General features: G+C 61.9%; 12 protein-coding genes, 1 tRNA gene and 1 pseudogene. 5 read left to right on the top strand and 9 right to left on the bottom strand.

Features of this window, described 5'->3' with window-relative positions; translation table 11 throughout:
* The 6 genes and pseudogenes from EOA85_RS16890 to EOA85_RS16915 form a co-directional block, all read right to left on the bottom strand.
* A pseudogene (locus EOA85_RS16890) lies at positions 1–435 on the bottom strand (thymidine phosphorylase); the annotation flags it as partial.
* The gene (locus EOA85_RS16895) at positions 435–1,253 is read right to left on the bottom strand and encodes a purine-nucleoside phosphorylase (protein WP_127210481.1); all 819 of its coding nucleotides are present in this window, start codon (positions 1,251–1,253) and stop codon (positions 435–437) included. The pseudogene EOA85_RS16890 and the gene EOA85_RS16895, both read right to left, overlap by 1 nt.
* Before the next feature lie 30 nt (positions 1,254–1,283).
* The gene (gene cdd / locus EOA85_RS16900) at positions 1,284–1,676 is read right to left on the bottom strand and encodes a cytidine deaminase (RefSeq protein ID WP_029348097.1); all 393 of its coding nucleotides are present in this window, start codon (positions 1,674–1,676) and stop codon (positions 1,284–1,286) included.
* Positions 1,677–1,797: 121 nt separating this feature from the next.
* Complete coding sequence (locus EOA85_RS16905; protein WP_029348098.1) at positions 1,798–2,769, bottom strand: ABC transporter permease; 972 nt, start codon at positions 2,767–2,769, stop codon at positions 1,798–1,800.
* A gap of 1 nt (position 2,770) precedes the next feature.
* On the bottom strand, positions 2,771–3,910 hold the full coding sequence (locus tag EOA85_RS16910) for an ABC transporter permease (RefSeq protein ID WP_127210482.1): 1,140 nt from the start codon (positions 3,908–3,910) through the stop codon (positions 2,771–2,773).
* Complete coding sequence (locus tag EOA85_RS16915) at positions 3,907–5,439, bottom strand: ABC transporter ATP-binding protein (RefSeq protein ID WP_127210483.1); 1,533 nt, start codon at positions 5,437–5,439, stop codon at positions 3,907–3,909. The genes EOA85_RS16910 and EOA85_RS16915 overlap by 4 nt, the downstream gene beginning before the upstream one ends.
* Before the next feature lie 316 nt (positions 5,440–5,755).
* Here EOA85_RS16915 and EOA85_RS16920 point away from each other — a divergent pair, with 316 nt between their 5' ends.
* On the top strand, positions 5,756–5,965 hold the full coding sequence (locus tag EOA85_RS16920; RefSeq protein ID WP_065011436.1) for a SlyX family protein: 210 nt from the start codon (positions 5,756–5,758) through the stop codon (positions 5,963–5,965).
* A 67-nt stretch (positions 5,966–6,032) separates the two neighbouring features.
* On the opposite strand, the gene EOA85_RS16925 is transcribed toward EOA85_RS16920, so the two are convergent.
* From EOA85_RS16925 to EOA85_RS16935, 3 genes are all read right to left on the bottom strand, one after another.
* The gene (locus EOA85_RS16925) at positions 6,033–7,022 is read right to left on the bottom strand and encodes a BMP family ABC transporter substrate-binding protein (protein WP_127210484.1); all 990 of its coding nucleotides are present in this window, start codon (positions 7,020–7,022) and stop codon (positions 6,033–6,035) included.
* Between the two features lie 207 nt (positions 7,023–7,229).
* Positions 7,230–7,892 carry a peptide-methionine (S)-S-oxide reductase MsrA gene (gene msrA / locus EOA85_RS16930; RefSeq protein WP_127210485.1) on the bottom strand — a complete coding sequence of 221 codons (663 nt, stop codon included), beginning with the start codon at positions 7,890–7,892 and terminating at the stop codon, positions 7,230–7,232.
* A gap of 48 nt (positions 7,893–7,940) precedes the next feature.
* Positions 7,941–8,258: a hypothetical protein gene (locus tag EOA85_RS16935; protein ID WP_095520860.1), complete on the bottom strand. Its 318-nt coding sequence runs from the start codon at positions 8,256–8,258 to the stop codon at positions 7,941–7,943.
* Positions 8,259–8,679: 421 nt separating this feature from the next.
* Here EOA85_RS16935 and EOA85_RS16940 point away from each other — a divergent pair.
* The 4 genes from EOA85_RS16940 to EOA85_RS16955 all read left to right on the top strand — a co-directional run bounded on the left by EOA85_RS16940 (position 8,680) and on the right by EOA85_RS16955 (position 10,007).
* Positions 8,680–8,769 (top strand) — tRNA-Ser (locus EOA85_RS16940).
* A 217-nt stretch (positions 8,770–8,986) separates the two neighbouring features.
* Positions 8,987–9,427 (top strand): hypothetical protein, encoded by a 441-nt coding sequence (locus EOA85_RS16945; protein WP_127210486.1) that lies wholly within the window; start codon positions 8,987–8,989, stop codon positions 9,425–9,427.
* A gap of 32 nt (positions 9,428–9,459) precedes the next feature.
* Positions 9,460–9,699: a hypothetical protein gene (locus tag EOA85_RS16950; RefSeq protein ID WP_127210487.1), complete on the top strand. Its 240-nt coding sequence runs from the start codon at positions 9,460–9,462 to the stop codon at positions 9,697–9,699.
* Between the two features lie 17 nt (positions 9,700–9,716).
* Positions 9,717–10,007 carry a ribbon-helix-helix protein, CopG family gene (locus tag EOA85_RS16955; protein ID WP_127210488.1) on the top strand — a complete coding sequence of 97 codons (291 nt, stop codon included), beginning with the start codon at positions 9,717–9,719 and terminating at the stop codon, positions 10,005–10,007.
* Positions 10,008–10,634 lie beyond the last annotated feature (627 nt).

Raw genomic sequence — 10,634 nt, forward strand, 5'->3', positions numbered from 1 at the left:
CTCGAGCACCGCCTTGCGGAAGCCCGCCACATCCGGCTGGCTGATATAGCCGGGGATGGCATCCATCTTGTCCAGCGTGCCGCCGGTATGGCCGAGACTACGGCCGGAAATCATCGGCACATAAGCGCCACAGGCGGCGACGATCGGCGCCACCATCAGCGAGACATTGTCGCCGACGCCGCCTGTCGAATGTTTGTCGGTGACTGGGCCCGACAGGTTCGACCAATCGATCACGTCGCCGGAGTCGCGCATGGCCAGCGTCAGCGCCACCGCCTCGTCGCGGCTCATGCCGTTGAAGAACACCGCCATGGCGAAGGCCCCGACCTGCCCGTCCGAGACGGCGCCTGCGGTCACGCCTTCGATGAAGCTGGCGATCTCCTGCGTCGACAGCTTGTGGCCGTCGCGCTTGCTGCGGATGATTTCCTGGGGAAGCATCAGGTCGGGACCTTACGCTCCGGCAAGCCATCCTGGAACACACGCTGGAGGATCGTCGCCAGACGCGCGCCGCCAACCGGCGCCATGTCCTTGGTCTCCTGGTGCGAAAGCTCCGCCCCGGTCATCCCTGCTGCAAGGTTGGTGATGACCGAGCAGGCGGCGACCCGCAAGCCGAGGAAGCGGGCGAGAATGACCTCCGGCACGGTCGACATGCCGACGGCGTTGGCGCCCATGACGCGCGCCATGCGGATCTCGGCGGGTGTCTCGAAGCATGGCCCGGAAAACCACATATAGACGCCCTTGTGCAGGGCGGTAGCCGTCGCCTTCGCCGCCGTCTCGATCGCCGCGCGAAGGCCGGCATCATAGGCTTCGGTCAGGCCGACGAAGCGGCGGTCGCTTGGCTCGCCGATCAGCGGATTGGAGCCCGAGAAATTGATGTGGTCGGTGATCAGCATCACCGAGCCTGGCCCCATGTCCGGATCGACCGAGCCAGCGGCGTTGGTGAGGATCAGGTTCGAAATGCCGAGGCCGGCGAGCACCTCCAGCGCCGGCCGCATCGCAGCCGCGTTGCCGTGCTCGTAGTAGTGAGCGCGGCCCGACAGCATCAACACTGGTGTGCCGGCGAAATGTCCCGCCACCACCTCGCCGGCATGGCCGGTGACGCCGCTTCTGGGAAAGCCCGGCAATTCGGCATAGGAAATGCGGACAGCGTCCTCGACTTGGTCGACAACCCCGCCAAGGCCCGAACCCAGCACCAGCGCGGTGGCTGGCGCCAGCCCGTCCAGCCTTTCGACGAGACGATCAAGCGCCTCCTTCATTTCAACCAGCTCTTCATTTCAACCAGCTCTTCATTTCAACATGTCGCCCTGGAAGCCGTAGGGCAGCATGTCGCCCATGGTCACGGTCTCGACCACGCCGCCACTGTCGCAGAGATAGAGTTTGGTTTCCGGCCGGCAAAATTCGGCCAGCCGCTGCCGGCAGCCGCCGCAGGGTGAGCATTTCGCCGTGCGCTCGGCGATCACCGCGATCTCCGTTATCCTGCCGCCGCCGGCCATGATGTAGTGGCCGAGCGCGGTGGTTTCGGCGCACCAGCCTTCCGGATAGGACGCGACCTCGATGTTGGCGCCGGTGAAGACGCGGCCGTCCTCGGTGCGCAGTGCCGCCCCGACCGGAAACTTCGAATACGGCGCATAGGCCTTGGCCATGGCCGCCTTGGCCGCTTCGAACAGATCATGCGACATTTAGTTTTTCCCGCGCATGATCTTGTCCGAAAAAGGGGTTCCACTTTTCGAAGTCATGCTCATATTTTCCTTTTTCGCATGGCCCGATCCGAAAACCGGCTTCCACTTTTCGCGGCCATGCTCAGCGTTCTTTGACATAGGGCACGCCGCCGGCCCGCGGCGGGATCGCCTTGCCGATGAAGCCGGCGAGCAGGATGACGGTGAGGATATAGGGCAGCGCCTGCATGAGCTGCACCGGCACTTTGCCGATCAGCGGCAGCGGCGTGCCCTGCAGCCGGATCGACAGCGCGTCGAGGAAGCCGAACAACAGGCAGGCGAACATGGCATTGACCGGCTTCCATTTGGCGAAGATCAGCGCGGCAAGCGCGATGTAACCCTTACCGGCGGTCATATCCTTCACGAAGCCGCCATTCTGCACCATCGACAGGTAGGCGCCGGCAATGCCGGTGAGCACGCCGGTGCAGATCAGCGCCCGGTAGCGCAGCCAGGCGACCGAGATGCCAGCGGTGTCGACCGCGGCCGGGTTCTCACCGACCGCGCGCATGCGCAAGCCAAAGCGGGTACGGAACAGCACCCACCAGGTGAACGGCACGGCGAGGAACGCGACATAGACCAGGACGGAATGGCCGGAGATGAGTTCCGAATATATCGGGCCGAGGATCGGCACCCCCCTAAGCGCGTCCGCGCCGGGCCAGATGATCGCCCCGAACCGCTCGTCGGGCGCAAGCGCCGGCGTACGTCCTCCTTGCTGGAACCAGGCCTGGCCGAGCATGATCGTTGATCCGGCGGCGATAAAATTGATCGCCACGCCGGAGACGATCTGGTTGCCGCGATGCGTGATTGAGGCAAACCCGTGGACCAACGCGAAAGCGACCGAGATGAGGATGGCCATGCCGAGGCCGATATAGGCGGAATGGAAGACGGAGGCTGCGGCGGCACCGGCGAAGGCGCCAACCAGCATCTTGCCCTCGAGCCCGATGTCGAAGATGCCGGCCCGCTCCGAATAGAGGCCGGCGAGGCATGCGAGCAGCAAGGGCACCGACAGGCGGATCGTCGAGTCCAGAACCTGGATGATGGCGTTGAACATGTCCATCTCAGGCACCCTTCCCCTTGATCGCTTCCATGCCGACAGATCTCGGGCTGAGTGAGGCGAACAGCGCCTGGACATAGGGCCGGAACATGTGCTCGAGCGCGCCGGCGAACAGGATGACCAGGCCCTGAATGATGACGATCATGTCGCGGCTGATCGCCGGCATCTCGAAGGCGAGCTCGGCGCCACCCTGGTAGAGCATGCCAAACAGGATTGCCGCCAGCACGATGCCGACCGGGTGCAGGCGCCCCATCAGCGCCACGGCGATGCCGACGAAACCGGCGCCGGAAACGAATTCGAGCGCGACATTGTGCTGGTCGCCCATCGTTGGGTTGAGCGCCATCATGCCGGCGAGCGCGCCCGAGATCATCATAGCGACCATGATGATGCGGGTCTCCGAAATGCCGGCATAGCGCGCCGCTTTCGAGCTGTGGCCGTAGGTGCGCATCTCGTAGCCGAGTCTGGTGCGCCAGATCAGCACCCAGACCAGAAAGGCCATGGCCAGCGCCAGCAGGAAGCTGATGTTGAACGGCGCCGAACGGATCTTGGCGCCGAACAATTCGATGACCCAGTTGAGCTTCGGCAGTTGCGCGCCGTCGAGGAAGGTACGTGTCTGCGGCGCCATCGAATTGGCCGGCTTCAAGAATCCGACCAGTGCGTAGACCATGACGCTGGCAGCGATGAAATTGAACATGATGGTGGTGATGACGATGTGCGAACCGCGCTTGGCCTGCAGATAGGCCGGGATCAGCGCCCACAGCGCCCCCATAGCCGCGGCGGCGATGATCGCCAGCGGGAAGGTGAGCCACCAGGGCAGCACGCTGTCGAAGGCCAGGCAGACGATGCCAATGCCGAGACCGGCGATATAACCCTGGCCCTCGCCACCGATGTTGAACAGGCCGCAATGCGCCGCAACCGCCACCGACAGCCCGCTGAAGATGAAGGTGGTGGCGTAGAAAAGCGTAAACGCAATGCCTTGCCCGCGGCCAAAGGCGCCCTCGACCAGGACGGCGGCAGCGCGGAACGGATTTTCGCCAACCAGAAGCACGACGAAGCCGGCGACGACGAAGGCAACGGCGAGATTGATTACCGGGATCAGCCCGTAGTCGGCCCAGGCCGGCAGCTTGGCGTAAGGCGCGCTCATTCCGCCGCCTCCTGGCGCTCGACGCCGGCCATCAGCAGGCCGAGCTCGCCTTCGGTCGCCTCCGGTCCGCGCTCGCCGACGATGCGGCCGGCAAACATCACCAGGATGCGGTCGGACAGCGAGCGGATCTCGTCGAGCTCGACCGACACCACCAGCACCGCCTTGCCCTGGTCGCGCATGGCGATCAGCCGCTTATGGATGAATTCGATGGCGCCGACATCGACGCCGCGCGTCGGCTGGCCGACGATCAGCACGCCCGGATCCTGCTCCATCTCCCGGGCCAGCACGATCTTTTGCTGATTGCCGCCGGAGAAATTGGCGGTCTTGAGCCGGCAATCCGCCGGACGGATGTCGTATTTGGTAACCTTGTCCCTGGCGTCGTTGCGGATCGCGTCTATGTCGAGGAACGGTCCCTTCAGATATCGTTCGTCGTCGTGATAGCCGAGGATCGAATTCTCGTTCTCCTCGAAGGCCAGCACTAGCCCGACATGATGACGGTCTTCCGGCACATGGGCGAGACCGCGGTCGCGCAGCTCGCCGGGATCGGCGGCCCCGGTGAGATCGATCGGCTTGCCGTCGAGCATGACGGAGCCCGAGACGGCGCGCCTGATCCCGGAAATCGCCTCGAGCATTTCGGATTGCCCGTTACCGGCGACGCCGGCGATGCCGACGATCTCGCCGGCGCGCACATCGAAGGAGATGTCGTCGACCATGGTGACGCCGCGGGAATCCTTCACTGTCAGGTTCTTCACCGCGAGCTTGACGCCGCCGGCTTCCGCCTCGCCCTTCTCGACCCTGAGCAGCACGCGGCGCCCGACCATCAGCTCGGCCAGTTCCTCGACTGTGGTCTTCCTGGTTTCCCGTGTCGCCACCATCGTGCCCTGGCGCATGACCGAGACCGTGTCGGTGATCGCCATGATCTCGCGCAGCTTGTGGGTGATCAGCACGATCGTTTTACCCTGCTCCTTCAACTGCTTGAGGATGCGGAACAGATGGTCAGCTTCTGCGGGCGTCAGCACGCCCGTCGGCTCGTCGAGGATCAGGATCTCGGCGCCGCGATACAGCGCCTTGAGGATTTCGACACGCTGCTGCAGGCCAACCGGCAACTCCTCGATGATCGCGTCGGGATCGACCTCCAGCCCGTATTCGCGCTCGAGCCGTTCCAGCTCTGACCGCGCCTTGGTGATGCTCCTCTTCAGCAGGGCATCGCTTTCTGCGCCGAGAATGACGTTTTCCAGCACCGTGAAATTGTCGACCAGCATGAAATGCTGATGCACCATGCCGATGCCGAGCGCGATGGCGTCGTTTGGCGTCTTGATCGACGCCGGCTGGCCGCCGACGCGGATCTCGCCGCTGTCGGCCTGGTAGAAGCCATAGAGGATCGACATCAGCGTCGACTTGCCGGCGCCGTTCTCACCGACAATGCCGTGGATGGTGCCGCGCACGATCTCCAGATTGATGTCGCGGTTGGCGCGCACGGCGCCAAAACTCTTGTTGATGCCGATCAACTCGATTGCGGCTTGCGCCATGCAGCCTGTCCCACTCTTATTTTTTATCGCTTGGTCAAAACGCCTAGCATGACACCCCGTCCGTGCCAATTGGCCGGAGCAGCGTTCACTCTCGACAAATCACCGCCCGCTTGTCAATTTCGAACGTGGTCGCGGCCTTCACTACGCTATCGCATCGGGCTGAAAATCGGGTTGGATTTTCAGCAGCACGACGCGAAGATTGTAAGGCTTAGAGCGTATTTTCGGCGTCCAATTGGACGCATGTCGCTCTAATGCGGCGAATCCCGAAATTTCGCATCTCTTGAGAGTTGTGCAGCAAGAAACCGAGGTTTTTCAGATGACCATGCCCTCCGACCGGCTGACGACGCTGGAAATCCGCGCCGCCGAGCAGGAGAAGATCATCGACGAACTGTCCGGCCAGATCGCCGAGCAGTGGAAGGTGATCGAGCGCATGCAGCGCAAGCTCGATGCGCTGACCGACCGCTTCCTGGCGCTGGAGGAACAGGCCGCACCCGACGTGCCGGTGACCAAGCCGCCGCATTGGTGAGCATACTGAGAAAAGCAAACCGCCGGGTTTTCACCCGGCGGTTTCGATCAGATCGGCAATCTCACGATCAATAGGGGCAGGCATTGTCCGACATGTAGTCGTGCACCTTGATAGTACCGGCGATGATGTCGGCCTTGGCCTTTTCGACCGCCTTCTTCATCGCGTCGTCGACAAGCGCCTTGTTGTTGTCGTCCATAGCGTAGTCGACGCCGCCTTCCTTGAGGCCGAGATCGTTGATGCCGCCGGTGAACTTGTCGTTCTTGGCGTCCATGAAGGTGTTGTAGACGGCGACGTCGACGCGCTTGACCATGGAGGTCAGCACCTTGCCGGGCTGCAGGCCGTTCTGGTTGGAATCGACGCCGATGCCGAGCTTGCCGGCGTCGGCTGCCGCCTGCAGCACGCCGACACCGGTTCCGCCTGCCGCCGCGTAGATCACGTCGGCGCCCTGGTCGATCTGCGTCTTGGCGATCTCGCCCCCTTTGGCCGGATCGTTCCAGGCCGCCGGGGTGTCGCCGGTCATGTTCTGGATCACATCGGTCGCGCCGGCCGCTTTGGCGCCGCCCACATAGCCGCAGCCGAATCTGCGGATCAGCGGAATGTCCATGCCGCCGATGAAGCCGACCTTTTTGGTCTTCGAGGCCATCGCCGCCATCACCCCGACGAGATAGGAGCCTTCCTGCTCCTTATAGACGACGGAGCGGACATTGGGCTTGTCGACGACCATGTCGATGATGGCGAACTTGGTCTCGGGAAACTCGACGGCGATCTTCTCCAGCGCATCTGCCCAGGAGAAGCCCGCCATGGCGATGGGGTTGCGGCCGTCCTCGGCGAAACGGCGCAGTGCCTGCTCGCGCTGGGTCGCGTTGCTGACCTCGAATTCCACATAGGCGATGCCGGTTTCGGCCTTGAACTTTTCGGCGCCATTGTAGGACGCTTCGTTGAACGACTTGTCGAACTTGCCGCCGAGATCATAGAGAAGTGCTGGCTGAATGTCGGCGGCGAAGGCCGGAAGAACCATCGCAGTTGCGGCCAGGAAGCCGAGAACGATACGTTTCATGTGATCCACACCCTGTCGGTTATTTTTTGCGTTATGCACCGCCTGCCTGCCCGGTTCTCCGGCAGGCATGCGACATCAGACAGGAGTGTCTCCCTCCCGCTTCGGGCCAATCTGGCACGGCCCGAAACAAAATTCACGCGGAATTTTGACCTTTGGAAAAGCGTAGCGCCGTGTCCGGCGCCACGGATCATCGTCTCGCCAAAGGCCTCAAGCGGAGACGGCAGCCGGGATGGCGCAGGTGACGCCGGTGCCCTGCAGATTGCAATAGCCGTAGGGATTCTTCGCCAGATATTGCTGGTGGTCTTCCTCGGCGAAATAGAACTCCGGTGCCGGAGCAATCTCGGTGGTGATCCTGCCGCGGCCGGCGCCGCGCAACGAGGCCTCATAAGCGTCATGCGATGAGATCGCCGCCTGGTGCTGCGCATCGCCAAACGTGTAGATCGTCGAGCGGTAGGTGGTGCCGACATCGTTGCCCTGGCGCATGCCCTGCGTCGGGTCGTGGCTTTCCCAGAACAGCTTCAGAAGCTGTGCATAGGACACGATCTTCGGGTCGTAAACGACGAGCACGACTTCGGCATGGCCCGTAAGGCCGGTGCAAGTTTCCTGGTAGGTCGGGTTGGGGGTAACGCCACCCGCATAGCCGACCGCCGTGACCCAGACACCATCGACCTGCCAGAACAGGCGTTCGGCGCCCCAGAAGCAGCCCAGCCCGAACATCGCCGTCTCCAGCCCCTCGGGATACGGCCCCTTGAGCGGCCGCTTCGAGACGAAGTGCTTGGATGCCGTCGGGATAGGCTTGGCGCGGCCCGGCAGCGCCTCGGCAGGCTTCGGCAGATTGACCTTCTTGTTCAGCATGTCGCTGAGAAACATGTGCGGTCTCCCTTTCTCTTTGTTTGGGGCGCTGGAAAGCTATCACGTCTAGGCGAACCGCCCGCTCGGCCGCTCCCGCCTGTAGCCGATCATGTAGAGAATGAAGGCAAGCACCGCGAACACGGCGAAGCCGGGCTGGTTGAGCACCCAGGCGATGGCGCCGTCCCATAGCAGCGGGCCAAGCTTGTCGCGGACGAAGCTTTCGAAGGTGCTTCGCGTATCCGGCGAGACGGCCAGCCAGCTCGTGTTGAGCGGGGTCATGACCAGCGCGGAGGCCGCCACCGAGCGTGTCGCGTCGATCACCGCCATGATGACGGAAACCGAAAGCGCGACCAGTGCCGCGAGACGGAAGACGAAGCGGAACATCCAGACCTTACCTCCCCGGAAGCTTATCAGAAATGTCTGTATCGGCCTGATAGATAGGATCTGCCCGCTTTATCCGCAATCGCGACACGCGAAGTGAACCCACGCCGCCGGTTTGCGCCACTGAGGCGCCAGTCGGCAAAGTCACCGCCGCCGATCGCGGCGATCGGCTGCCAAGGCAGCACTGTTGACATGGACAGAGCATCCCTGTCCGACAAAGCGAATAGAGTGCCGTTATGTCTTGGCATTCGGCACCGGATCGACTAGATGAGCCCCGCGCCTGTTGCTGACGGCTCAGGTGCGGGGAAAGGGTGTCCGCTGGTTGACGGCGCCCACGGTGCGGAGTTCTGGACCGGAATCCCCGAAGGGAGACGCATCTCCCCGACCCGCGCGGCGAAACCGGCCGCGGTGAAAATGCTAAGACGGAGAGGTGGCCGAGTGGTTGAAGGCGCACGCCTGGAAAGTGTGTTTACGGGAAACCGTAACGCGGGTTCGAATCCCGCTCTCTCCGCCAGATGCCTTTGATTTACTTATACAAGATGCCTGTTTGCTTATCTTGCGTACAAAATGACGTACGACAGAAGAATAAGCATTCGAGCGCCTTTGCATCCCTTTCCCAACCTGCGACTACTAGAAGACCCAAATTTGAAGACGCCTCGATCAGGCAGCGGGATTAGATGTCGACGGCACAATCGCGAAACGGGCCCCCACTCTTGGGGAAGCTTTTAAGGATGACACGGAAGGAGGCCGCCTTAAACCAGACCGCACTGGCAATTAGACTATTCCATGAGGGTGAGTTCGCCGGCGCGATAACTTTGGCGCTGGCGGCCGAGGGGCAAATGGCGCCAACCACATCGCCCCATGTTTTAAAGGCGTCAAAGGAAAAGGCGGCGCCGTACATGGCAGAGCGCGAGTTCGTCTCCAGGATGAATGAGGTCAGGGACTGGCTGAAGCATCACAAGATGGACCCGCTAGAGGGACAGATCGTCATCGCGATCTTTAGAACCGCTCGGGAAAACGGACCGTTCTTGATCTGCACACCTGACCGAGGAGTGATCAGGGTCACCCAATTTTGGCAGACGGTGGGCCGCATACCCGAGCCATCCACTTTGAAGCTATTGAGCGACGCGCCCCTTGCGGGGGCGAAGCTTGCGCGCGCCCCGCATTGGTGATCTGCTCCATTTCACCTTTGGGAGGGGCAAACATGCTGAAAAACGTTCTGTCTGTGCCGCTTGGCATCGTTTTCATGCTTGGCGGGCCGATCACCTATATTTTGAACGTCGTCGAAACGTGGCAGGGTCATTCGTCGGTGGTCGTGAAGATCCTTTTGAACCTGACGCTCGACGCCGTGCTGGCGTTCATCTGGCCAATTACGTGGGCACTCTGGCTTCTCAAGTACATGTCGGGCGGCGATACGCCGCTAACATCCGTGCTTGGCTTCTGAATATGCGGCCCCTCTGAATGAGCCGTCTATCTATTTCGGAAGAGCTTGAAAACGCCGCCGGTCGCGTTGCGGACATGTCGCGCGCGGATCTGCAGATCATCCTGCGCCGCGCTGCGTTGATGCTTAGAAACGTCTCAGGCGTGCCGCTGGAGCCCGCAACAGAGGACGCTCTAAACTCCATCGCGGCTGAAATGAAAATTAGCCGGTCGGAACTCATCCAGATAGTGCTGCGCGAATGGCTGGAAACCAACGCCTATCTGCCGGTCCGGTCGATCGATGAGGAAAGCGAGACGGACGGCAGCGCCTAGGCTGGGGAGCGACCAGTATGTACAAGACCCGCCGCTACATTTGCGAAGCGACGGGCCCTGAGTGCCGTGCATTGGGGTGCCCGGTATTGCTGACTATGCAATTGAGGTGCCAGACGTATTGACCCATTGCGGGGCAGCTAATGGCTTCTACACTGCGGAATTGCCGCCCACACATGCGAGCTCCTTCCCATCGGCCATGCCACTTATCCCCAGAAAGCCATGAAACGAATCGGTATTTCGGCTGAGACTCTTGTCAGGGTCAAACGACTCGCCATGAATCACGTCTCCAGCGCGATGGAGGGGAGTGAATCGGCCCACGAAGCAACTCACACTCCCGCCCACCGGGCGTCGCTGGATGGCGCACCCCGCTACGGGTGCCTTCTTCCCCGAGCCACCCGGGGAAGTCGTAGTGGGGGCGGCTTGGTGCTAGTCCGGGCTTCCGACCTTAGGTCTAGTGGGTTCAATTCCCACCGCCTCCACTGATTTGGTAATTTACGCCTAGTGTTTTAATTTCCAACCCTCTTGACGGTGTTTCTTTATCCACAGCCCGGCCTGTCACGCAGGCCTCTTTTAGCCGAATCGGCCGTACTTTGTCACGTATATAATTAGGAATATAATCCTAATTAT

The organism is Mesorhizobium sp. M5C.F.Ca.IN.020.29.1.1 (assembly GCF_003997375.1).
Lineage (GTDB): Bacteria > Pseudomonadota > Alphaproteobacteria > Rhizobiales > Rhizobiaceae > Mesorhizobium > Mesorhizobium wenxiniae.

Excerpts from the sequence above, each read along its gene's own strand:
- EOA85_RS16895 (WP_127210481.1), bottom strand. The coding sequence starts at position 1,253 with ATGAAGGAGGCGCTTGATCGTCTCGTCGAAAGGCTGGACGGGCTGGCG.
- cdd (WP_029348097.1), bottom strand. The coding sequence starts at position 1,676 with ATGTCGCATGATCTGTTCGAAGCGGCCAAGGCGGCCATGGCCAAGGCC.
- EOA85_RS16905 (WP_029348098.1), bottom strand. The coding sequence starts at position 2,769 with ATGGACATGTTCAACGCCATCATCCAGGTTCTGGACTCGACGATCCGC.
- EOA85_RS16910 (WP_127210482.1), bottom strand. The coding sequence starts at position 3,910 with ATGAGCGCGCCTTACGCCAAGCTGCCGGCCTGGGCCGACTACGGGCTG.
- EOA85_RS16915 (WP_127210483.1), bottom strand. The coding sequence starts at position 5,439 with ATGGCGCAAGCCGCAATCGAGTTGATCGGCATCAACAAGAGTTTTGGC.
- EOA85_RS16920 (WP_065011436.1), top strand. The coding sequence starts at position 5,756 with ATGACCATGCCCTCCGACCGGCTGACGACGCTGGAAATCCGCGCCGCC.
- EOA85_RS16925 (WP_127210484.1), bottom strand. The coding sequence starts at position 7,022 with ATGAAACGTATCGTTCTCGGCTTCCTGGCCGCAACTGCGATGGTTCTT.
- msrA (WP_127210485.1), bottom strand. The coding sequence starts at position 7,892 with ATGTTTCTCAGCGACATGCTGAACAAGAAGGTCAATCTGCCGAAGCCT.
- EOA85_RS16935 (WP_095520860.1), bottom strand. The coding sequence starts at position 8,258 with ATGTTCCGCTTCGTCTTCCGTCTCGCGGCACTGGTCGCGCTTTCGGTT.
- EOA85_RS16945 (WP_127210486.1), top strand. The coding sequence starts at position 8,987 with ATGACACGGAAGGAGGCCGCCTTAAACCAGACCGCACTGGCAATTAGA.
- EOA85_RS16950 (WP_127210487.1), top strand. The coding sequence starts at position 9,460 with ATGCTGAAAAACGTTCTGTCTGTGCCGCTTGGCATCGTTTTCATGCTT.
- EOA85_RS16955 (WP_127210488.1), top strand. The coding sequence starts at position 9,717 with ATGAGCCGTCTATCTATTTCGGAAGAGCTTGAAAACGCCGCCGGTCGC.